Raw genomic sequence first — 22,298 nt, forward strand, 5'->3', positions numbered from 1 at the left:
GCGCCGCCCGTGCGTCCTCGCACGACCGCGATCTGAGGAGGTCTCCCGTGGCGGCTTCGCATGGTGCCCGGGTCAAGGTGGCGCAGGCGGCCCTCGCGGCGGTGGCGCTGGCCGCGGCCGTCGGCGGCGAGTCCAGCGTCGGCCGGGCACTGACCGAGGGTGGCAAACAGGCGTCGATGCAGTCGGTGTCGGAGCAGTCGATGTCCCAGCAGTCGACGTCCGGGCAGTCGGTGTCCCAGCAGCGGATGGTGCCGACCGCCGCCAGTCGTAGCGCGGTGCGCCCCGCGCTGGTGGCCGATCTGCCGCAGGCGCAGCGCGCCGAACTGCTGGCGCTGCCGGCCAGGCTCGCTCCGGACGGAGCCGGGATCGACGTCGGCTACCCGGACGCCCCGCTGACGCTCACGCTGTTCGAGGACTTCCGCTGCTCGGTCTCCGCCGCCTTCGAGTTCACCCAGGGCGCGACCCTCGCCGACCTCGCCACCCGCCACCAGGTGCTGCTCCGCTACGTCATGGACTCCTCGCTGGACCGGCGGCTGCCCGGACCGGGCGCGCTGCTCGCCACCAACGCGGCCCGCTCGGCGCTCGCACACGGCGGCTTCCCGCTGTTCCACGCGCTGCTCTTCGCCAACCAGCCGTCCGAGCTGGTGGACGGTTTCACCGAGCCGCGGCTGCTGGAGATCGCCTCCGCCGTGCCGGGTCTTCGCGGCCCGGCCTTTGACGCCGAGGTGCACGGGCTCTGGTACCGGGACTGGGTGGCCCGCGCGCAGCAGGCCTACGCCGACGCGCATGTCATCAACGGCACGCCCTCGATGCTGGCCGACGGCCGGACCGTCGACCTGGGCGCGCACCCGGAGCTGGTGCGGTCGCCGGCCGCGCTGCGGGCCTTCGTGCAACGCGGGGGCGTGGCGTGATCGGCGAGCAGGCCACGGGGACCGGCAGTTCCGGCATGGCCCACCGGTCCGGGCCCCGACGTCCGGAGGGCGGGTGGGCCGACTGGGTCGGCACCGCGGCCCGGGTGGGCCTGGCCGTGGTCTGGGGCTGGGCCGGATTCGCCAAGATCGGCGACCCCGAAGCGGCCGCACAGGCGGTCCGCGCCTACCGGCTGCTGCCGGAGTCACTGGTCAAGCCCCTCGGCTACGGACTGCCGTTCCTGGAACTGGCGTTGGCCGTGCTGCTGCTGCTCGGCCTGATCACCAGGGTCGCCGCCGGACTGTCGGCACTGCTGCTGCTGGTCTACATCGGTTCCATCGCCTCGGTCTGGGCGCGTGGCATCTCCATCGACTGCGGCTGCTTCGGCGGCGGCGGAGCGGTGAGTGCCTCGAAGACCGCGTACCTGCAGGAGATCCTGCGCGACCTGGGCTTCCTGCTGCTCTGCGGCTGGCTGCTGTGGCGGCCGCGAAGCCGGTTCTCGGTGGACGGCCGGCTCAACGGGTCCTGACGCCTCAGGGTCGTGCACGCAAGGAGAATGATGAGTCAGAAGAACAACGGGGACAGGCGCAGCGCGCGCGAGCGGATGCAGGAGGAGCGGGTCGCACAGGAGGCGAAGACCAGGAAGCTGCGGCAGCTGGCGATCACCGGCACGGTGCTGGTGGTGGTCGTGATCGTGGTGGTGATCGCGGTGCTGGTCCAGAACAGCCGCACCAGCTCGTACTCCGCCTCGCAGGCCCCGGCCGGGACGATCGGGACCAACAACCTGGTGATCCCGGTGGGCGCGAGCAACGCGCCGACCACGATGGACGTGTACGAGGACCCGCGCTGCCCGGCCTGCGGCGAGTTCGAGAAGGACTTCCACACCACCGTCAACCAACTGCTCGCCCAGGGCAAGATCGTGGCGCACTACCACGTGGTGTCCTTCATCGACCGGCACGACAACGGCCAGGGCTCCAAGAACGGGGCCAACGCCCTGGCCTGCGCGCAGAACGTCGGGAAGTTCCACGACTACCACGACGTCCTCTACGCCAACCAGCCGGACGAGACCGTTGACGCCTGGGCCGACAGGAGCAAGCTGATCGCACTGGCGAAGCAGGTGCCGGGGCTGGACACGCCGACCTTCGAGTCCTGTGTCAACGGGAACAGCTTCGGTGCCTGGGTGACCGCGGTGCAGACCGACTTCGACAAGTCCGGGTTCAGCTCCACGCCGACCATCCTGCTGAACGGCACCTCGGCCTACCCGACTTACAACGGTGCCGACATCAGTCCGGCCAGCCTGGTGAGCTGGGTCGACGCCGCCAACAAGGGCAAGCCGCTGGGCACCGTCCCCGCTGCCAGCGCCGCCGCGCTGGCCTCGCCGACGGCCGGCAACAGCCCCGCGGCCGGCGGCTGAGGTACCGCGCAGGTCAGTTGTGACGCCGCCGAACCCGTCCGGGTTCGGCGGCGTCACACTGTCGTCACCGGCGGTCTACCTCGGTCTGAGCAGGCCGTTCTGGTGCCCTGCGGCGATGGCCGCGGTCCGGCTGTCCACGCCGAGTTTGTCGTAGATGTGCACGAGATGGGTCTTCACCGTCGCCTCGCTGATGAACAGCCGCTTGGAGATCTGACGGTTCGCCAGGCCCTCGGCGAGCAGCTCCAGGATCTCCGACTCGCGCGGCGACAGGGTGGGGCGTCCGGCCCGTACCCGGCCGAGCAGCCGGGCGGCGACCGGCGGGGCCAGCACGGTCTCGCCCCGGGCCGCCGCCAGCACCGCCGCCGCGAGGTCCTCCGGCGGGGCGTCCTTGAGCAGGTAGCCGGTGGCCCCGGCTTCGACGGCGGCCAGGATGTCGGCGTCGGTGCTGTAGGTGGTCAGGATCAGCACCGAGGGCGGGTCGGGCAGCGCGGTGATCCGGCGGGTGGCCTCCACCCCGTGCATCCCCGTGCCCATCTGCAGGTCCATCAGCACCACGTCGACCGCGGGTCCGCCGGCCGCCGCCAGTTCGGCGAGCAGCCGCAGCGCGGCGGCGCCGTCCGAGGCCTCGCCGACCGGCTCCAGGTCGGGCAGTTCGGCCAGCAGCGCGCGCATCCCGCGCCGCACCACCGGGTGGTCGTCCACCAGCAGCACGCGGATCAACGGGACGCTCCTTCGAGGGCGGTCAGCGGCAGCGAGACGGCGACGGCGGTGCCCTCGCCCGGGGCGGACTCCACGGTGAGGGCGCCGCCCAGTTCGGCGATGCGCTCGCGCATGCCGTGCAGGCCGAAGCGGGGCCGCCCGGCCGCCGGTCCGGCGTCCGGGTCAAAACCGCGACCGTCGTCGTAGACGTCCAGGGTCACCTGGTCGTCCAGGTAGGAGAGGGTGACCGCGGCGCGGTCGGCGCCGGCGTGGTGCCGGACGTTGGCCAGCGCCTCCTGGGTCAGTCGCAGCAGCGCCACCTCGGCCTCGACCGGCAGCGGGAAGGCGTCCCCGTCGAGGTGGAAGCTGACCTCGGGGACGGGACCGTAGCCGGCCGCGACCCGGCGCAGCGCCTCGGCCAGGGTCGCGTCCTGCAACGACGGGGGAGTGAGCGCGGCGACGAAGCGGCGGGCCTCGGCGAGGTTGTCCGAGGCGGTCGCGCCGATCTCCCTGATCCGCTCCCGCGCGATCGCCGAGCCGCGCGTCGCGGGGTCGGTGGTCGCGGGGTCGCGCGTCGCGGGGTCGGCGGTCGCGGGGTCGGTCGTCAGCGAGTCCGTGGCGACCGGGTCCGGGGGCAGCGCGGACTCGGCCGAGCGGGCCAGCAGCACGATGCTGGACAGTCCCTGGGCCAGCGTGTCGTGGATCTCCCGGGCCAGCCGCTGCCGTTCGGCGAGCCGGCCGGCCTCGCGCTGGGTCGCGGCCAGCTCGTCCCTGGTCCGCACCAGGTCGTCGATCAGCCGCTGCCGGGTCACGCTCTCCCGGTAGAGCACCGCGTAGCCGTAGGCGGTCAGTACCGCCACCAGCGCGCCCACGCAGGGGCCCAGTATCTTCGCCGAGGTCAGCCCGCCCGCGGTGGTCGACTGCGCGGCGACCACCACCCCGGTCAGCGCCGCCACCACCGGCAGCGACCAGCGCCGCGGCAGCAGGTGCAGGCACAGCAGGAACAGCGGGAACGAGACATAGCCCGAGGCCGGGTCGACCAGGGTCAGCGCGGTCCACAGCGCGATCACTCCGGCCAGCCACCAGCGCGAGGCGGCTCGGCCGGAGCGCACGACCGGCAGCCCGCCGCAGGCGTAGGCCAGACCGAGCAGCACGCCGAGCAGCAGGCCGCCGGTCCCGGCGCCGTTGAGCAGCCCGGCGACCAGCAGCGCGTAGAACATCAGGTGCAGGGCGGCGCTCATCACCCGGAGCGCGGGCAGGTGCGCCGCGGGCTCCGCCGCCGCGGTCGTCCCCGCCGTCCCGGTCATCGCCGCCGTCCCGGTCGTCCCCGCCGGGTCGGTCGTCCGGACCGGTGCGGACGTCCGGGCCGGCTCGGCTGTCCCCACTGGCTCGGTCGTCTCCGTCATTCCGGAGTCTGCCATTTCGGTGTCTGCCGTTTCGGTCGGCTGGGCGTCGGTGCTGGTCACAGCATTCGAGGGTACGTCCGCCGGGACCCCGGCCGGGGCGTTCGGGGCATCAACCATTCGATGGATTCCGGACCACCCCTCTCCCTGATGGCTCGCGGCCGTGATGCGCGGAGGGTGGAGGCATCAGCTCAGCCGACCGTCGGAGGACCCCCGTGTTCGTCGCCCTGCGTGACATCCGCTTCGCCCGAGGGCGCTTCGCCCTGATGGGTGCGGTGGTCGCGCTGATCACCACGCTCGTCGTCTTCCTCTACGGACTCACCGGCGGGCTGGCGGCCGACTCCTCCTCGGCGATAGCGGGCCTGCCCGCGCAGGACGTCGTGTTCGGCGCGCCGCAGGGGGCGACGCCCGGGGTCTCGTTCAGCAACAGCAGCGTCAGCGCCGCCCAGCAGTCGGCCTGGGAGTCGGCTCCCGGCGTGGGGAGCGTCTCGCCGGTGGGGATCGCCATGTCCCGGCTCACCACCGCCGGCTCGGCGAGCTCGGTCAGCGTGCTGGGTGTTCCGGCCGCGCTGCTGCCCCCGCTGACGGCGGGGACCGCGCCCGGCGCGGGGCAGGTGGCGGTCGGTCAGAAGACCGCCTCCGCCGACGGGGTGACCGTCGGCAGCACCGTCACCGTGGGCGCGCGGACGCTCACCGTCTCGGGCATCACCGCGGACCGCTCCTACGGTCACGCCGCCAGTGTCTGGACCACCGTGCCGACCTGGCAGCAGGTCAGCGGTGCCACCGGCCCCAGCGCGCTCGCGGTCGACCCCGGCAGCGCCGACACCGCCGCCCTGGACCGCGCGCAGAACACCGACACGGTCAGCCGCGGCTCCGCCCTGGCCGGCATCGACGGCTTCTCGGCCGAGCAGGGCAGCCTGCAGATGATCCAGGGGTTCCTCTTCGTCGTCAGCGCCCTGGTCATCGGCGCGTTCTTCACGGTCTGGACGGTACAGCGCCGCACCGACATCGCCGTGCTGAAGGCCGTCGGCGCCTCCAGCGGCTACCTGGTCCGCGACGCGCTGGGCCAGGCACTGATCCTGCTGCTCGGCGGCTCGCTGGTGGGTGCGGGGGTGGGCCTGGCCGGCGGGGCACTGCTGCGAGGCGGCGGGATGCCGTTCGTCCTGGGCGCCGCCACCGTCGCGGTACCCGTGCTCGCGATGGTGCTGCTCGGCCTGGCCGGCGCCGCCCTCGCGGTCCGCCGCATCACCTCCGTCGACCCGCTGACCGCACTGGGAGCCAACCGATGAGCACCGTCACCCTCACCACAGGTCTCACTCTACGAGACGTCGTTCTCACCTATCCGGACGGCGACCGCCGGCTCACCGCGCTGGACCGGGTCAGCCTCAGCGTGGCCCCCGGCGAGCTGACCGCCGTGGTCGGCCCCTCCGGGTCCGGCAAGTCCAGCCTGCTCGCGGTCGCCTCGACGCTGCTGCGACCGGACTCCGGTCAGGTCCTGATCGCCGGTGCGGACGCCGGCGCGCTCTCGCCCCGGCAGGCCACCGCGCTGCGCCGGGACCGGGTCGGGATCGTCTTCCAGCAGCCCAACCTGCTGGCCTCGCTCACCGCCCTGGAGCAGCTGCTGGTCGTCGAGAACCTGCGCGGCGGCAGGGCGAGGGCCGCCCACGGCCGCGCCGAGCGGCTGCTCGCCTCGGTCGGCATAGCCGACGGCAAGCAGTACCGCCGCCCGCACCAGCTGTCCGGTGGCGAACGCCAGCGCGTCAACATCGCCCGCGCCCTGTTCGCCGAGCCGTCGGTGCTGCTGGTGGACGAACCCACCTCCGCGCTGGACCACGAGCGCGGCGCGCAGATCGTCGAGCTGCTCGCCGACGTCACCCGCGACTACGCCACCGCGACAGTCATGGTCACCCACGACCGCGCCCTGCTGGACCGCGCCGACCAGGTCCTGGAGATGGTCGACGGATACCTGGGTTAGGACGACTGGGTTAGGACGACACAGGAAGGACGGCTACCGTCTGCCTGTGACCGCGCTAGGAGAAATCGCGACAGCCGCCCCCGTGGCTTCCGCACCGGCAAAGAAGACCCAGCGACTGGGGTGGCTCGACGCCCTGCGCGGAGTGGCCGCCCTCGGCGTGGTCTTCCAGCACGTCGGCCCGGAATGGCTGTGGGCGCAGTACCACGTCGAGCATCAGCAGTTCGACCTGGGAGTGTTCGGCGTCTTTCTGTTCTTCCTGGTCAGCGGCTACATCGTGCCCGCCTCGCTGGAGCGCAGGGGCGACGTCCGGGCGTTCTGGGTCGGCCGGTTGCTCCGGCTCTACCCGCTCCTCATCGTGGTGGTCGTCCTCGCCTGGCAGCTGCCCTCGCGCTACGCGGTCGTCGCCGCCGGGATCTACCCGGGGTTCTGGCCGACGGGCGCCGGCAACCTCCTGCTGCTGCCCGACCTGCTCGGGCTGAACGGCGCCCTGCGGGTGGTCTGGACGCTGTCCTACGAAATGGTCTTCTACTACATCGTCACCGCGCTGTTCGTCTTCGGCCGGCACCGCCTCAGCGGGCCGATCGCCGTCGGCTTCGCCACCGTCGCGGTGTTCGCCGGGGCCTCGCTGCCCCTGGGGCTGCTGGTGGCCGAGGCCGGCGGCACCGGACCGCTGGTCGCCATCGTGGCGGCGGTCGTGGTCACGGCCCTGGCCTGCATCCTCAGCGGCCACCGGGTGGCGACCCGGATCGGGGGCGTCCTGCTCGGTGCGGTCGGACTGGCACTGCTGTTCCTGAACAGCCGCTCCGCCGGTTTCGAGAGCATGATGATCCTCGCCACGATGTTCGCCGGTACCGCGATCTACCGCGCGGAGCACGGTCAGATCAGCCGGCTGCAGGGCGTGCTCTGCTGCGGCCTGGTCCTGGCGGGCGGTCTGGTCGCCGGCGTGCAGCAGGGCCCCCACTACCTGAACCTGGTCTGGACCGCCACCGCCGGCAGCTGGACCACCGCCTTCGTCGCGGCCTGGGCCCTCTTCCTGCTCGCCTGGCTGCTCCGCCGCTACCCGCTGCCGCGCGCGCTGAGCTGGCTCGGCACGGTCAGCTACGCCGTCTACCTGATCCATGTCCCGCTGCTCAGCTGCGGCGTCTGGCTCTGCGTGGAGCTGCAGTTCTGGCCGCACGGCCTGTACCAGGGCCTGGCCGTCTTCGGCGGGTTCGTGGCCGTGCTGCTCGCGGTCAGCTACGCGGCCCACCTGCTGGTCGAGGTCCCCGCGCAGAAACTCGCACGACGGCTGACCCGGCCCCGGGCCGGCGTCGCCGGATGACACCGGGCGCACCCGGCATCCTCCGTCCGGCCATCCCCCTGTCCGGCATCCTCCGTCCGGCCATCCCCCTGTCCGGCGTCGTCGGCTCCACCACCAACGGCCGCCTCGGCTGATCCGCCCGCCCCGGACGGGCGGCGCTTGGTACGGTGCGGACATGGCGCACGATCCCTCCACTCCGAGCAACCGCCTCGTCCAGGCATGGCACGACCTGGAGATCCCGGCAGGGCTGTACGTCGAGCTGCTGGACGGCGAACTCGTCATGCAGGCCAACCCCGGGTCGATCCACGACCTGCCGGGCCGCGCGTTCGTTCGGCAGACGCCGGACCCCTTCGCGGCCTGGTCGGAGCGGGGCGTCTTCCTGGCCGACGACTACCGTCCGCGCGCCGACGCCGTCGTGGTCCGATCCGTGGACACCCCGATGTCCATGGACGACTGGCCGTCCCAGATCCTCCTCGCCGTGATCGAGACGGTCTCCACGACCCGTGCCGCGATCAAGCGTGACTGGGAGGACAAGCGCCTCGCCTATGCCGCTGCCGGCGTCCCCGTGTACGTGATCGTCGACCCGAACGACGCCGAGTGGCACATCCTGGAGCTGGACGGCAGCCGTTACGTCGAGACTGCGAAGGGCATCTTCGGCCAGCCCCTGCCCATGCCGGAGCCGATGGGCTTCGCCATCGACACCCACGGCTGGCACCCCTACACCTGACCGGGCGTGCTGCCGGACGCCCCGGACGAGGCTGCGGCGGACGCTTGGCTGCGGTCGGTGCGGCGGGCCTTCTGTCGGTAAAGGTTAGGCTAACCTTGCAGGTCAGGGCCTTGGTAAGGCAGTACTGGCTTGCTGGCGGGGCGGGTACCGGAAGGTCTAGGTTCGTGGGCGTGACCACCACTGCGCCCGCCACCACGTCCGCCGCCGCGTCCACGGCCCTGCCCGTCGACACGTCCGCCTCCACGTCCCCGTCGAACGACGTGACCGCGGAGTCCATAGCCGCGACCGCCGAGGCGTACGCCCACAGCCACCGCGATGTGAACGGCGGCTGGCTGCGCCCGGCGGTGTTCGGCGCGATGGACGGGCTGGTGTCCAACTTCGCGCTGATGTCCGGCGTCGTCGGCGGCAGCGCGGGCCACCAGGCGATCGTGCTGACCGGCCTGGCCGGGCTGGCGGCCGGTGCGTTCTCGATGGCGGCGGGGGAGTACACCTCGGTGGCCTCGCAGCGCGAGCTGGTCCAGGCCGAGCTGGAGACCGAGCGGCTGGAGCTGCGACGCAACCCCAACGAGGAACTGGCCGAACTGGCGCAGCTGTACGTGGAGCGCGGCGTGGAGCCGCAGCTGGCCTTCGCGGTCGCGCAGCAGCTCACCGCCGACCCGGAGCGTGCGCTGGAGGTGCACGCCCGCGAGGAACTGGGCATCGACCCGGGCGACCTGCCGTCGCCGCTGGTCGCCGCGGTGTCCTCGTTCACGGCCTTCGCGCTGGGCGCGCTGCTGCCGCTGCTGCCGTTCCTGCTGGGTGCGACCACGCTGCTGCCCGCGCTGGGGCTGGCCCTGGTGGGCCTGTTCGGCTGCGGCGCGGTGGTCAGCCGGGTGACGGCCCGCAGCTGGTGGTTCAGCGGGCTGCGGCAGCTGGTGCTGGGCGCCTCCGCCGCAGGCATCACCTTCCTGCTCGGCACCCTGATCGGCTCCCACGTCTGACCCCGTTCGGCCGCCGGTAATCCGGTGCGCGGTCGGTGCACAGACTGTGCCCGGACCGCCACGTGGTGTTGCTCACAGAGGTCAGCTGGATAAACCCCCTGTTTCGGAGCGGGGGCATTCGGGCACACTTGCGACAACGTCACGGCCCCCGCTACCCCTGGGGGCCGCTCGTTTCGGGATCGCCGCGCCCTGCTCGAAGCCTGAGCCGCTGACCGGGACCGACCTGCCGCCAGTCCACATGATGGACTCAGGAATCCACTTTGTGGAATCTCAGGCATCATGTAACCTGCACGAAATCGCAGAGGGCCAGCGTCGTCCCGGATGCGCATGTGAATTCAGACCATGCCGAACTCGACGACACGACGGGAGAGCCGATGCTGTCTGCGTCCCCGCACTCTGCCCCTCAGCCCTACTGGGCTCTGGCGGACGCGCGCCCCGCTCAGCAGGGCCTGTACGACCCCAGCAACGAGCACGACGCCTGCGGTGTCGGTTTCGTCGCGACGCTCACCGGCAAGGCCGAGCACCGCATCGTCGAGCAGGCGCTCACGGTGCTGCGCAACCTGGAGCACCGCGGCGCCACCGGCTCGGAACCCGACTCCGGTGACGGTGCGGGCATCCTGACCCAGATCCCGGACGCCTTCCTGCGCGGCAAGGTCGACTTCGAGCTTCCCGCCGCCGGCGCCTACGCCGTCGGCATCGCCTTCCTCCCGGACCAGGACGCCGCCGACGCGGCAGCCGTCGCCGCGATCACCGCCCTCGCCGCCGAGGAGGACCTCACCGTCCTCGGCTGGCGCGATGTGCCGGTCACCCCCGACCTGCTGGGCGACACCGCCCGCTCGGTCATGCCGCGGTTCCGCCAGCTGTTCGTCAGCGACGCGGCCGGCCGGAAGACCGGCCTGGAGCTGGACCGGGCCGCGTTCGTGCTGCGCAAGCGCGCCGAGCGCCAGGCCGGTGTCTACTTCCCCTCGCTGTCCGCGCGCACCCTGGTCTACAAGGGCATGCTCACCACCGGCCAGCTGGAGCCGTTCTTCCCCGACCTGTCGGACCGCAGCTTCGCCTCCGCCATCGGCCTGGTGCACTCCCGGTTCTCCACCAACACCTTCCCGAGCTGGCCGCTGGCCCACCCGTACCGGTTCATCGCCCACAACGGCGAGATCAACACGGTCAAGGGCAACCGCAACTGGATGACCGCCCGCGAGTCCCAGCTCGCCACCGACCTCATCCCGGCCAACCGCAACGGCCAGGGCCTGGAGCGGATCTTCCCGATCTGCACCCCGGAGCACTCCGACACCGCGTCCTTCGACGAGGTCCTGGAGCTGCTGCACCTCGGCGGCCGGTCGCTGCCGCACGCCGTGCTGATGATGATCCCGGAGGCGTGGGAGAACCACACCACCATGGACCCGGCCCGGCGCGCCTTCTACCAGTTCCACTCGAACCTGATCGAGCCCTGGGACGGCCCGGCCTGCGTCACCTTCTCCGACGGCACCCGGATCGGTGCGGTGCTGGACCGCAACGGCCTGCGCCCGGCCCGGTACTGGATCACCGAGGAGGGCCTGGTCGTGCTGGCCTCCGAGGTCGGCGTGCTGGACATCCCGCAGGACCAGATCGTCCGCAAGGGCCGGCTGCAGCCCGGCAAGATGTTCCTCATCGACACCGCCGAGGGCCGGATCGTCGAGGACGAGGAGATCAAGTCGGCGCTGGCCGCCGAGAACCCCTACCAGGAGTGGCTGCACGCCGGCTCGATCACCCTGGACGCGCTGCCCGAGCGCGAGCACATCGCGCACACCCACGCCTCGGTCACCCGCCGCCAGCAGACCTTCGGCTACACCGAGGAGGAGCTGCGGGTCATCGTCGCGCCGATGGCGAAGACCGGCGGCGAGCCGCTCGGCTCGATGGGCACCGACTCGCCCATCGCCGCGCTGTCCGAGAAGCCCCGGCTGCTGTTCGACTACTTCACCCAGCTGTTCGCGCAGGTCACCAACCCGCCGCTGGACGCCATCCGGGAGGAGCTGGTCACCTCGCTGTCCAGCAACCTCGGCCCGGAGGGCAACCTGCTGGACGCCGAGGCGGCCTCCTGCCGCTCGGTCACCATCCCGTTCCCGGTGATCGACAACGACGAGCTGGCCAAGCTGGTCCACATCAACGCGGACGGCGACCTGCCCGGCCTCAAGGCCGTCACCCTGTCCGGCCTCTACAAGGTCTCCAGCGGCGGCCCGGCCCTCGCGGACCGACTCCGGGAGATAGCCGTCGAGGCCGACGCGGCCATCGCCGACGGGGCCAGGATCATCGTGCTCTCGGACCGCCACTCCGACGCCGAGCACGCCCCGATCCCCTCGCTGCTGCTCACCGCGGCCGTGCACCACCACCTGATCCGCACCAAGCAGCGCACCCACGTCGGCCTGATCGTCGAGGCCGGGGACGTGCGCGAGGTGCACCACGTGGCGCTGCTGATCGGCTACGGCGCCGGCGCGGTCAACCCGTACCTGGCCATGGAGTCGGTCGAGGACCTGGTCGCGCAGGGGACCTTCATCGAGGGCATCGAGCCCGAGAAGGCCATCCGCAACCTGATCTACGCCCTGGGCAAGGGCGTGCTCAAGGTGATGTCCAAGATGGGCATCTCCACCGTCGCCTCCTACCGGGGCGCCCAGGTCTTCGAGGCCATCGGGCTCTCCCAGGAGCTGGTGGACTGCTACTTCTCCGGCACCACCAGCAAGCTCGGCGGCGTCACCCTGGACCAGATCGCCCAGGAGACCGCCGCCCGCCACGCCCAGGCCTACCCGGTCTCCGGCATCTCCCCGGCGCACCGCCGGCTGGAGATCGGCGGCGAGTACCAGTGGCGCCGCGAGGGCGAGCCGCACCTGTTTGACCCGGACACGGTGTTCCGCCTGCAGCACTCCACCCGGACCCGTCGCTACGACATCTTCAAGCAGTACACAGCGCGGGTGAACGAGCAGTCCGAGCGGCTGATGACGCTGCGCGGCCTCTTCGGCTTCGCGAGCGAGGGCCGGACGCCGGTCTCCATCGACGAGGTCGAGCCGGTCAGCGAGATCGTCAAGCGCTTCTCCACCGGCGCCATGTCCTACGGCTCCATCTCGATGGAGGCGCACGAGACCCTCGCCATCGCGATGAACCGCCTCGGCGGCAAGTCCAACACCGGCGAGGGCGGTGAGGACCCGGAGCGCCTGTACGACCCGGAGCGCCGCTCCGCGATCAAGCAGGTCGCCTCCGGCCGCTTCGGCGTCACCAGCGAGTACCTGGTCAACGCGGACGACATCCAGATCAAGATGGCCCAGGGCGCCAAGCCCGGCGAGGGCGGGCAGCTGCCCGGCCACAAGGTCTACCCCTGGGTCGCGAAGACCCGGCACTCCACCCCCGGCGTGGGCCTGATCTCCCCGCCGCCGCACCACGACATCTACTCCATCGAGGACCTGGCCCAGCTGATCCACGACCTCAAGAACGCCAACCCGGCGGCCCGCATCCATGTGAAGCTGGTCTCCGAGGTCGGCGTCGGCACGGTCGCGGCCGGGGTCAGCAAGGCCCACGCGGACGTCGTCCTGGTCTCCGGGCACGACGGCGGCACCGGCGCCTCCCCGCTCACCTCGCTGAAGCACGCGGGCGGCCCCTGGGAGCTCGGCCTGGCCGAGACCCAGCAGACCCTGCTGCTCAACGGGCTGCGCGACCGGATCGTGGTGCAGACCGACGGCCAGCTCAAGACCGGCCGCGACGTCGTCATCGCCGCGCTGCTGGGCGCCGAGGAGTTCGGCTTCGCCACCGCGCCGCTGGTGGTCTCCGGCTGCGTGATGATGCGGGTCTGCCACCTGGACACCTGCCCGGTCGGCGTCGCCACCCAGAACCCGGTGCTGCGCGAGCGCTTCAACGGCAAGGCCGAGTACGTCGTCAACTTCTTCGAGTTCATCGCCGAGGAGGTCCGCGAGCTCCTGGCCGAGCTGGGCTTCCGCAGCATCGAGGAGGCCGTCGGCCACGCCGAGCTGATCGACGCCGCCAAGGCCGTCCAGCACTGGAAGGCCGAGGGGCTGGACATCGCCCCGCTGCTGCACGTGCCGGCGCTGCCCGAGGGCGCCTCACTGCACCAGACCACCGAGCAGGACCACGGTCTGGACAAGGCCCTGGACAACCAGCTGATCGAGCTCAGCGCCGAGGCGCTGCAGCACGGCGAGGCGGTCCGGATCCAGCTGCCGATCCGCAACGTCAACCGCACCGTCGGCACCATGCTCGGCCACGAGGTCACCAAGCGCTACCGTGGCGAGGGCCTGCCCGAGGGCACCATCGACGTGACCTTCACCGGTTCGGCCGGCCAGTCCTTCGGCGCCTTCCTGCCGCGCGGCGTGACGCTGCGTCTGGAGGGCGACGCCAACGACTACGTGGGCAAGGGCCTGTCCGGCGGCGTGGTGATCGTCCGCCCGTCCCGGGACGCCGCCGCCATCGGCGCCGAGGCCCAGCACCACGTGATCGCCGGCAACACCATCGGCTACGGCGCCACCTCGGGCCGGATCCACCTGCGCGGCAAGGCCGGCGAGCGCTTCGCGGTCCGCAACTCGGGTGCGACACTGGTCGTCGAGGGCGTGGGCGACCACGGCCTGGAGTACATGACCGGCGGCCGGGTGGTCATCCTGGGCGAGACCGGGCGCAACCTCGCGGCCGGTATGTCCGGCGGTATCGCCTACGTCCTGGACATGCGGCCCAACAACGTCAACACCGGCATGGTCGCCATCGAGGCGCCCGGTGCCGCCGACCGCGAATGGCTGCGGGAGACCGTCCAGCAGCACTACGAGGAGACCGGCTCCACCGTCGCCGCCGCCCTCCTCGCCGACTGGGGCAGCGGGCTCTCCCGCTTCTCCACGATCATGCCCCGTGACTACAAGGCAGTGCTCGCCGCCAAGGACGCCGCCGAGCGAGATGGCCTCTCCGAGTCCGAGACCACCGCGAAGATGATGGAGGCTGCGAACCGTGGCTGACCCCAAGGGCTTCCTCACCACTCCGAAGCAGCTCGCCGAGCGCCGCCCCGTCGACGTCCGCCTCAGGGACTGGAACGAGGTGTACGTCGAGCGCAGCCTGCTGCCCATCATCACCAAGCAGGCCGGACGCTGCATGGACTGCGGCATCCCGTTCTGCCACAACGGCTGCCCGCTCGGGAACCTCATCCCCGAGTGGAACGACCTCTCCTACCGGGAGGACTGGAAGGGCGCCATCGAGCGCCTGCACGCGACGAACAACTTCCCGGAGTTCACCGGGCGGCTGTGCCCGGCGCCGTGCGAGTCGGCCTGTGTGCTGGGCATCAACCAGGACCCGGTGACCATCAAGAACGTCGAGGTCACCATCATCGACAAGGCCTGGGACAACGGCGGCGTCGCGCCGCAGCCCCCGGACCGCCTCTCCGGCAAGACCGTCGCCGTGGTCGGCTCCGGCCCGGCCGGGCTCGCCGCCGCCCAGCAGCTCACCCGGGCCGGCCACACCGTGGTGGTGTACGAGCGCGCGGACCGCGTCGGCGGGCTGCTGCGCTACGGCATCCCCGAGTTCAAGATGGAGAAGCGGCACGTCAACCGGCGGGTCGAGCAGATGCGCGCGGAGGGCACCCGGTTCCGTACCGGCGTCGAGATCGGCGTCGACCTGACCGGCCGTCAGCTGCGGGAGCGCTTCGACGCGGTGGTGATCGCGGCCGGTGCCACCACGGCCCGCGACCTGCCGGTGCCCGGACGCGAACTCAAGGGCATCCACCAGGCGATGGAATACCTGCCGCTGTCCAACAAGGTGCAGGAGGGCGACTACGTCGAGTCGCCGATCAGCGCCGCCGGCAAGCACGTGGTGGTCATCGGCGGTGGCGACACCGGTGCGGACTGCCTCGGCACCGCGCTGCGTCAGGGCGCGGCCTCGGTCACCCAGCTGGAGATCATGCCGCGCCCGGGCGACGACCGCCCGGATCACCAGCCCTGGCCGTCCATGCCGATGACCTACAAGGTCACCTCCGCGCACGAGGAGGGCGGCGAGCGCGTCTACGCGGTCAACACCACCCACTTCAGCGGCGACGAGGACGGCAACGTCCAGGAGCTGCACCTGGTCGAGGTCGCCTTCAAGGACGGCCGCTTCGAGCCGGTGCCCGGCACCGAGCGCGCCATCCCGGCCCAACTGGTCACCCTGGCCATGGGCTTCACCGGCACCGACGTCCGCAACGGTCTGGTCGAGCAGCTCGGCGTGGACCTGGACGCCCGCGGTAACGTGGGCCGTGACTCCCGGTTCGCCACCAACGTCGACGGCGTCTTCGTGGCCGGCGACGCCGGTCGCGGGCAGTCGCTCATCGTCTGGGCCATCGCCGAGGGCCGCTCCGCGGCCAAGGCCGTGGACAGCCACCTCTCCGGCCGCGCCTCCACGCTGCCGGCCCCGATCCGCCCGACGGACCGCCCGCTCACCGTGTGAGCGAGCGGCCCGCACGGGCTGCACCACCGCGACCCCGTCAGAGCCGCCGGATCGCCGCGGCAGGCACCTGCCTCTCGTCCCCGACCAAGGGAGAGGCAGGTGCCTCTTGGTTTGCACGCGTGTTCAGTTGCACGACCTCAGGGGCGCGAGGAACTGCGCTGCCAACCATGCACCTCCGTAGAGGGCTGGTCGCGCCGTTCCTCGCGCCCCTGTTGTGGTTGCGCGTGTGCTTAGGCGTTGGCCGCCTGGCGGCGGTTACGGTTGCGGCGGGAGACGGCGAAGCCGGTACCCACGGCGGCGAGTGCCGCGGCGCCCAGACCGGCCGAGGTCAGCGCCGACGAACCCGAGGACGGAACCGTCGCGGCCGTGTCCTGGACCGCGAAGCTGGTCACGGTGTCGCTGTCGTCACGGTGGTGGATCGGCTTCACCGACGCCACGGTGCCGTTGGTGTTCAGCAGCACCTGCTTGTTGTTCGGGTCGCCGAAGTCGAAGGCCGAGCCCAGCGAGCCGGCCTTCGCGTCGAACGACGCGTCACCCAGCCGCCCGGTGCGCCAGTTGTCCTCGATGAACTTGGTGATGGACGCCTGAGTGGTGAAGGTGTGGTCCACGTGGTTGGTCTTCGCGTAGGGCGAGATCACCAGCAGCGGCTGGCGCGGGCCCGGGCCGCAGCGGTCGGCGTAGCCGCCGGCCGCGGCCTTACCGGCCTGGCAGGCCGCGGCGTCCTGGGTGGTGTCGGTCGAGCCGTTGGTGGGCGTGTGGTAGACGTGGTCGTACCAGCCGTCCGAGTCGTCGTACGCGATCACCACGGCCGTGGAGGACCAGGACGGCGACTTCTGCAGCGCGTTGATCTCCTTGACCAGGAAGTTCTGCTCGTCGATCGGGTCGGAGTAGCCCGCGTGGCCGTCCTGGTACTCCGCCGCCTTCACGAAGCTGACCGCCGGCAACTGGTTCTTCGCCACGGCCTTGTCGAAGTACGACAGGTCGTAGTTGTGGTTGGCCTGGCCGTTGTGGCCGACCTCGGCCTGGCTGGCCGGGGCCACGTGGTGCGGGTTCGAGGTCGAGGCGTAGTACGCGAACGGGTTGTGGTGCGGGCTGTAGTCCTCGACCGCCGCGCCGCCCACGTTGGTGTGGGTGGTGCCGCCGCACTTGGCGTAGCTGCCGGCCGCACCGGTGTACGGGGTGCTCGGGGTGAAGCCGCCCTGGAACCAGCCCCAGGTCACGTTCTTGGCGTTGAGCAGGTCGCCGACGTTCTTGCCCTGCATCTCCGCCAGCGGGGAGCCGCTGGTGTGGTCGCCGTCCGCGCAGTCGTCGTAGGCCGGGTCCGGGTCGCCGATGACCGTGCCCACGCCCTGGGCGTTCGGCGAGTGCACCGTGTAGGAGTCCGGGGTCGGCGTCTGCACCGGGTTGGTGGTGCTGCCGGTGCCGCTCACCGAGATCACACCGTGGGTCTGACCCGCGATCAGGTTCAGCGCGCCGGGGGTCGAGGGACCGTAGGTGCTGCTGAAGGAGTTGTCCCCGAGGGTGTACTGCTGCGCGTAGTTCCACAGCGCCGTGGTGGTGTTGCCGTCGTAGTAGTCCATGGCCAGGCCGGGCGCGCCGAACAGGCCGCCGGAGCAGGTGTCCTTGGACGTCTTCTGCACGAACAGGTCGGCCTTGCCGCCGTCGTACGCCTGCTGCTCCGGCAGGTAGTTGTGGTTCTGGTCGCAGGTCATGACCTGCGAGGAGGTCAGCCGCTTCGGCGGGTACAGGTTCGGGTTCGTGGTCAGCAGGCCCGAGTTGACCAGGTTGTTGACCTGCTTCGCCGGGGTGTGCTTCGCCGCCGTGAAGGGAACCCCGTCGGTGTTGGCGGCCTGCGGGTAGGTCCCGAAGTAGTGGTCGAAGGACACGTTCTCGTCATAGAGCACCACCAGGTGCTTGATCGGCGTCGCCGTGGACGTGTGTCCAGGACGACCACCATGACCGTGGTCCGAACCGCCGCCCCAGGCCCACGCCGGGGACGTGCTCGCCACCGCGACCAGAGCCGCCGCACCCGCCAGGGCCGCCCAACGGGCGCCCCTCCTGCCACCGATCGTCGTACTCGCCATATCCAAGCCCCTCCGCAACAGCTGAAAACCGATCGCGCACTGTCCCGCATCCTCGGGCGCATGCACGACCACCCGAGTGCCCGGGGGTGTACGCCCGGTGAACGAGCGGAGACAACACGGTCAGCGCGCGTAGATCACGTCAGCAGACTGCTCCCGAACCAGTCCGAACCGTCCCTCACGCCCGGCAGGACGAAGAAGTACCCGCCGCCGAACGGCGTCACGTAGTCCACCAGCGGCTCCCCGGCCAACCGCTTCTGCACGGCCACGAACTGACGGTCCTGATCCTGCTGGAAGGAGCAGAACACCAGCCCCATGTCCAGGTTGCCGTTGCCGTCGGTGCCGCGGTCGTAGTTGTAGCCGCGGCGCAGCATCCGCAGCGCGTCCGACCCCGCGCCGCGCGGGTTGGCCAGCCGCATGTGACTGTCCATCGGGATCACGTCACCGGTCGGGTCGGCCGCGTAGTGCGGGGGATCCGACTCCACCCGGCCGTCCAGCGGCGCCCCGGAGTCCTTCTGCCGGCCGAACATCCGCTCCTGCTCGTTCAGCGACACCCGGTCCCAGAACTCCACCAGCATCCGGATCAGCCGCACCGCCAGGTAGGACCCGCCGGTGGCCCAGGCCGGCTCACCCAGCGACGGGACCACCCAGACCACCTGGTCCATGGTGCGGGCGCTGGTCACATCGGGGTTGGCGGTGCCGTCCCGGAAGCCCAGCAGGTTGCGCGGGGTCCCGGACGGGCGGGGCGGCGAGGCGAAGCCGTCGATCCGCCAGCGCACCTGCATCGCGCCGCGGGTGTGCTGCGCCAGGTCGCGCAGCGCGTGCGCGACGGTGTCCGCGTTGTCGGCGCAGAGCTGGAGCAGCAGGTCGCCCTGGCACCAGGCCGGATCCAGCTCGTCGTCGGCGAAGGCGGTCATCGGCCGCAGCCGCAGCGGCGCGTGGCCGGACAGCCCGAACCGCCCGTCGAACAGCGAGGAACCCACCGCCAGCGTCGCCGTCAGCCCGTCCGTGGGCAGTACCGGACCCAGCACCCCGGAGTCCGAGGGCGGCGCGGATATGCCCAGCGGCTCCGGCACCCCGCCGGTGGCCAGGAACCTCAGCCGGGTGGTCAGCGTGCGGAACAGCCCGGTCAGCCCGGCGCGGTCGGCCGCCGTCACGTCGAAGGCCACGAAGGCGGCGCAGCGCTGCTTGTCGGTCAGCACACCCGCCTGGTGCACCCCGTGGAAGGACGGCTCGGTGGTGCTGCTGTCGGCACCGGTGGGCTGCGCACCGCCGGCGGCGGCGGTTCCGGCCGACGCCGACACCGCGCCCGCCACCGTCGCACCCACCGCACCGGCCGCCACCGCGCTCCGCAGTACCGACCGACGGTCCACCCCGCCCGTTCCCCGTCCCGTCACGACGTCCTCCGCACATCACAGATCGCCGCCACCGGCGCCAGCTCCGTCACCAACTGCCCGAACACCGCGTTCAGCCGCTCCCGCCGGCCGGTCGGGAGACCGGACAGCGGCACCCCGCCCAGCCCGGCCAGCTCGCTGTCGGCCGCCGCCATCGCCGCGTCCAGCTGCGCCAGCCCCGGCAGCCGGGTCTGCAGCAGCGGCCGCAGCAGCGTCAGCGTCTCGGCCGTCCCCTGCAGGTTCGCCCGCGCGGTGGCCAGGCTGGACGCGCTGCCGAAGTCGGTCCGGCCGGTCAGCTCGAACTGGATGGTGTTCTCCACGATCTCGTGCGCCCGCAGCCCGAGGTCCTTGGGGTCCATCTGGGCCTGGGCCCAGGACGACTGCAGCGTCCGGACGTCGGTGGCCAGCTGCGCGGCGACCGGCCGCAGCGTGCCGGCCGGCTCCCCGTGCCACAGTCCGTACTCCAGCCGGTGGAAGCCGGTGAAGCCGGGGTCGGCCGTACCGCCGGGCAGGCCCCGGGTGGTCCCGTTGATGCTCCGGTCCAGATCGCCGAAGGTGCCGTAGGCGGCCCCCAGCCGCTCGTAGTCGAGATGCGCGGGCAGCCAGGCGGCGCGCGCGGCGGCCAGGTCGCCCCGGTCCACGGCTGCCCGCAGCGTGTCCACGTCGGCGATCAGCGACGGCAACTGCCGGGACACCCACGCCTGGTAGGCCAGCGTGGGAGGGATCAGGTCCTGCTGCGTCACCGGCACCACGGCGGGCCCGGAGCCGGCCCCGCCGGTCACCGTCACCGTGGGCCCGGTCACCGCGTCGGTGTCCTGCGGCAGGCACTGGAACCGGTAGCTGCCCGCGCCCAGCCGGACCGGCACCGGCCGGGTCCGCCCCGGGGCCAGCCCCTCCACCTCGGCCAGCACCGCGCCGGCCGTGGTCTCCAGATACGCGTCCTCGGCGGCGGTTCCGGTGTCGGTCAGGTCGAAGACCTGCAGTCCGGCGGCGGGCCGGGTCCAGCCCACCCCGCAGCTCCCCGGCGACACCTGGACCGCCGTGTGCGGAAGGCCGCTGTAGTCCGCGTCGGCGCCGCCGCCCGGGGCGCCGACGGCCGCCGCCGAGGCCCCGGCCGGTCCGGCGCCGCCGCCGTCCGCCACCGCGCCGATCCCGGCGGCGAGCAGCGCGGCCACCCCGCCGACCAGCACCAGCCGATTCCTGCTGACCACTCCGCACCCCGCCCGCTCTTCGTCCCGGCTGCCGCTCCGGCTGCTCGTCCCTGCTCGTCAGCGACTCGGGCACGATGGTAGGCAGGCCCGACCGGCGGCAGATACCGCAGAGCCCCAACCGCCCCGGACGTTCGCCCGCCGTTCATCCGCGCGCCCGCTGCGGGGGCGCGCCGGGGGCGCATCGAAGAGTTCAACCACCGGTCACGCACAGGCCATCTGACGCCCCATGAGCGCCTCTTCACTACTCACCGGTAAGACCTACGCTCGGAGTCATGCGCCGAGCAAAAATCGTCTGTACGCTAGGCCCCGCCACCGATTCGTACGATCAGATCAAGTCCCTGGTCGACGCCGGTATGGATGTGGCCCGCTTCAACCTGAGTCACGGCAGTCACGCCGAGCACGAGGAACGCTACCGTCGGGTCCGCAAGGCCGCCGACGAGACCGGCCGCAGCGTCGGTGTCCTCATCGACCTGCAGGGCCCCAAGATCCGCCTGGAGACCTTCGCCGAGGGCCCGGTCCTGCTGGAACGCGGTGACACGTTCACCATCACCACCGAGGACGTCCCCGGTGACCGCCACAGCTGCGGCACCACCTACAAGGGTCTGAGCGGGGACGTCAGCCCCGGCGAGCGGATCCTGGTCGACGACGGCAGGGTGTGCCTGCAGGTCACCGCCGTCGAGGGCCCCCGGGTGCGCTGCACCGTCCTTGAGGGCGGAATGGTCTCCGACCACAAGGGGCTCAACCTGCCCGGAGTCGCCGTCAGTGTCCCCGCGCTCAGCGACAAGGACGTCGCCGACCTGCGCTGGGGACTCCGCATCGGAGCCGACCTGGTCGCGCTCTCCTTCGTCCGCAGCGCCGCCGACATCGTCGACGTGCACGCGATCATGCGCGAGGAGGGACGCGTCGTCCCGGTCATCGCCAAGGTCGAGAAGCCACAGGCCGTCGAGAACCTCGACGGCATCGTCAACGCCTTCGACGGCGTCATGGTCGCCCGCGGCGACCTCGGCGTCGAGATGCCGCTGGAGCAGGTGCCCCTGGTCCAGAAGCGTGCCATCAAGCTGTGCCGCCGCAACGCCAAGCCGGTCATCGTGGCGACCCAGATGCTCGACTCCATGATCAACGCGTCCCGGCCGACCCGCGCCGAGGCCTCCGACGTCGCCAACGCCGTTCTGGACGGGGCGGACGCGGTGATGCTCTCCGGCGAGACCAGCGTCGGCAAGTACCCGACCGAGACCGTCCGCACCATGGCCCGCATCGTCTGCGCGGCCGAGGAGGACATCATCGAGGCCGGGCTGCCGCCGCTCACCGAGAGCAACAAGCCCCGTACCCAGGGCGGCGCGGTGGCCCGGGCGGCCGCCGAGATCGGTGACTTCCTCGGGGCCAGGTACCTGGTCGCGTTCACCCAGTCCGGTGACACCGCCCGCAGGCTCTCCCGCTACCGGTCACCCATTCCGGTGCTCGCCTTCACCTACGAGCCGGCCGTGCGCAGCCAACTCTCGCTCAGCTGGGGCGTGGAGACCTTCATGGGCCCGCTCGTCGACACCACCGACGAGATGGTCGAGCAGGTCGACGCCGCGCTGCTGGCCATCGGGCGCTGCGAGCCGGGCGACATCGTCGTGATCACGGCGGGCTCCCCGCCGGGGCTGGCCGGTTCCACCAACCTGGTCCGGGTGCACCACGTCGGCGAGGACGACCACCCCGCCAACCGCCACTGACCGCTGCGCGGGAGCCGCACCGCGCGGGGGGTGCAGGAGCGGAAAGGGCAGGGCCCGG

16 protein-coding genes are annotated in these 22,298 nt (G+C 71.9%); 11 read left to right on the forward strand and 5 right to left on the reverse strand.

Annotated features, from left to right (window positions below):
• Window positions 1–47: 47 nt before the first annotated feature.
• Genes ABH925_RS21360 through ABH925_RS21370 form a run of 3 tightly spaced genes read left to right on the forward strand, consistent with a single transcriptional unit; the run spans window position 48 to window position 2,323 of the window.
• Window positions 48–911 carry a DsbA family protein gene (locus ABH925_RS21360; RefSeq protein ID WP_370150197.1) on the forward strand — a complete coding sequence of 288 codons (864 nt, stop codon included), beginning with the start codon at window positions 48–50 and terminating at the stop codon, window positions 909–911.
• Window positions 908–1,438, forward strand: coding sequence for a MauE/DoxX family redox-associated membrane protein (locus ABH925_RS21365; protein ID WP_370150198.1), 531 nt, complete (start codon window positions 908–910; stop codon window positions 1,436–1,438). Before ABH925_RS21360 ends, ABH925_RS21365 begins: the two co-directional genes overlap by 4 nt.
• Window positions 1,439–1,468: 30 nt before the next feature.
• A complete protein-coding gene (locus ABH925_RS21370) occupies window positions 1,469–2,323 on the forward strand; it encodes a DsbA family protein (protein WP_370150199.1) in 855 nt (284 codons plus the stop codon).
• A gap of 75 nt (window positions 2,324–2,398) precedes the next feature.
• Here the strand turns inward: ABH925_RS21370 and ABH925_RS21375 are convergent, their stop codons facing one another.
• Window positions 2,399–3,043 carry a response regulator gene (locus tag ABH925_RS21375; RefSeq protein WP_370150201.1) on the reverse strand — a complete coding sequence of 215 codons (645 nt, stop codon included), beginning with the start codon at window positions 3,041–3,043 and terminating at the stop codon, window positions 2,399–2,401.
• Window positions 3,040–4,428 carry a sensor histidine kinase gene (locus tag ABH925_RS21380; protein ID WP_370150202.1) on the reverse strand — a complete coding sequence of 463 codons (1,389 nt, stop codon included), beginning with the start codon at window positions 4,426–4,428 and terminating at the stop codon, window positions 3,040–3,042. Before ABH925_RS21380 ends, ABH925_RS21375 begins: the two co-directional genes overlap by 4 nt.
• 212 nt (window positions 4,429–4,640) lie before the next feature.
• Between ABH925_RS21380 and ABH925_RS21385 the strand changes: the two genes are divergently transcribed.
• The 7 genes from ABH925_RS21385 (at window position 4,641) to ABH925_RS21415 (ending at window position 15,839) form a co-directional block, all read left to right on the forward strand.
• Window positions 4,641–5,714: an ABC transporter permease gene (locus ABH925_RS21385; protein WP_370150204.1), complete on the forward strand. Its 1,074-nt coding sequence runs from the start codon at window positions 4,641–4,643 to the stop codon at window positions 5,712–5,714.
• Window positions 5,711–6,400 (forward strand): ABC transporter ATP-binding protein, encoded by a 690-nt coding sequence (locus ABH925_RS21390; protein ID WP_370150207.1) that lies wholly within the window; start codon window positions 5,711–5,713, stop codon window positions 6,398–6,400. Before ABH925_RS21385 ends, ABH925_RS21390 begins: the two co-directional genes overlap by 4 nt.
• A gap of 82 nt (window positions 6,401–6,482) precedes the next feature.
• Complete coding sequence (locus ABH925_RS21395) at window positions 6,483–7,721, forward strand: acyltransferase family protein (protein ID WP_370150210.1); 1,239 nt, start codon at window positions 6,483–6,485, stop codon at window positions 7,719–7,721.
• Window positions 7,722–7,875: 154 nt separating this feature from the next.
• On the forward strand, window positions 7,876–8,427 hold the full coding sequence (locus ABH925_RS21400) for a Uma2 family endonuclease (protein WP_370150212.1): 552 nt from the start codon (window positions 7,876–7,878) through the stop codon (window positions 8,425–8,427).
• A 260-nt stretch (window positions 8,428–8,687) separates the two neighbouring features.
• A complete protein-coding gene (locus ABH925_RS21405; protein WP_370150365.1) occupies window positions 8,688–9,407 on the forward strand; it encodes a VIT1/CCC1 transporter family protein in 720 nt (239 codons plus the stop codon).
• A gap of 374 nt (window positions 9,408–9,781) precedes the next feature.
• A complete protein-coding gene (gene gltB / locus ABH925_RS21410) occupies window positions 9,782–14,383 on the forward strand; it encodes a glutamate synthase large subunit (RefSeq protein ID WP_370150213.1) in 4,602 nt (1,533 codons plus the stop codon).
• Window positions 14,376–15,839 carry a glutamate synthase subunit beta gene (locus tag ABH925_RS21415; protein ID WP_370150215.1) on the forward strand — a complete coding sequence of 488 codons (1,464 nt, stop codon included), beginning with the start codon at window positions 14,376–14,378 and terminating at the stop codon, window positions 15,837–15,839. Before gltB ends, ABH925_RS21415 begins: the two co-directional genes overlap by 8 nt.
• Before the next feature lie 230 nt (window positions 15,840–16,069).
• Here ABH925_RS21415 and ABH925_RS21420 read toward each other — a convergent pair whose 3' ends face one another.
• From ABH925_RS21420 to ABH925_RS21430, 3 genes are all read right to left on the reverse strand, one after another.
• Window positions 16,070–17,923 carry a phospholipase C gene (locus tag ABH925_RS21420; protein WP_370150216.1) on the reverse strand — a complete coding sequence of 618 codons (1,854 nt, stop codon included), beginning with the start codon at window positions 17,921–17,923 and terminating at the stop codon, window positions 16,070–16,072.
• Between the two features lie 134 nt (window positions 17,924–18,057).
• Window positions 18,058–19,317, reverse strand: coding sequence for an iron uptake transporter deferrochelatase/peroxidase subunit (gene efeB / locus ABH925_RS21425; RefSeq protein WP_370150218.1), 1,260 nt, complete (start codon window positions 19,315–19,317; stop codon window positions 18,058–18,060).
• Window positions 19,314–20,525, reverse strand: coding sequence for an imelysin family protein (locus ABH925_RS21430; RefSeq protein WP_370150220.1), 1,212 nt, complete (start codon window positions 20,523–20,525; stop codon window positions 19,314–19,316). The genes efeB and ABH925_RS21430 overlap by 4 nt, the downstream gene beginning before the upstream one ends.
• A gap of 272 nt (window positions 20,526–20,797) precedes the next feature.
• Here ABH925_RS21430 and pyk point away from each other — a divergent pair, with 272 nt between their 5' ends.
• Window positions 20,798–22,240, forward strand: a complete 1,443-nt coding sequence (pyk, locus tag ABH925_RS21435) for a pyruvate kinase (protein WP_370150221.1) — start codon at window positions 20,798–20,800, stop codon at window positions 22,238–22,240.
• Window positions 22,241–22,298: the final 58 nt, after the last annotated feature.

It is taken from the genome of Streptacidiphilus sp. EB129 (assembly GCF_041262645.1).
Taxonomy (GTDB): Bacteria; Actinomycetota; Actinomycetes; order Streptomycetales; family Streptomycetaceae; genus Streptacidiphilus.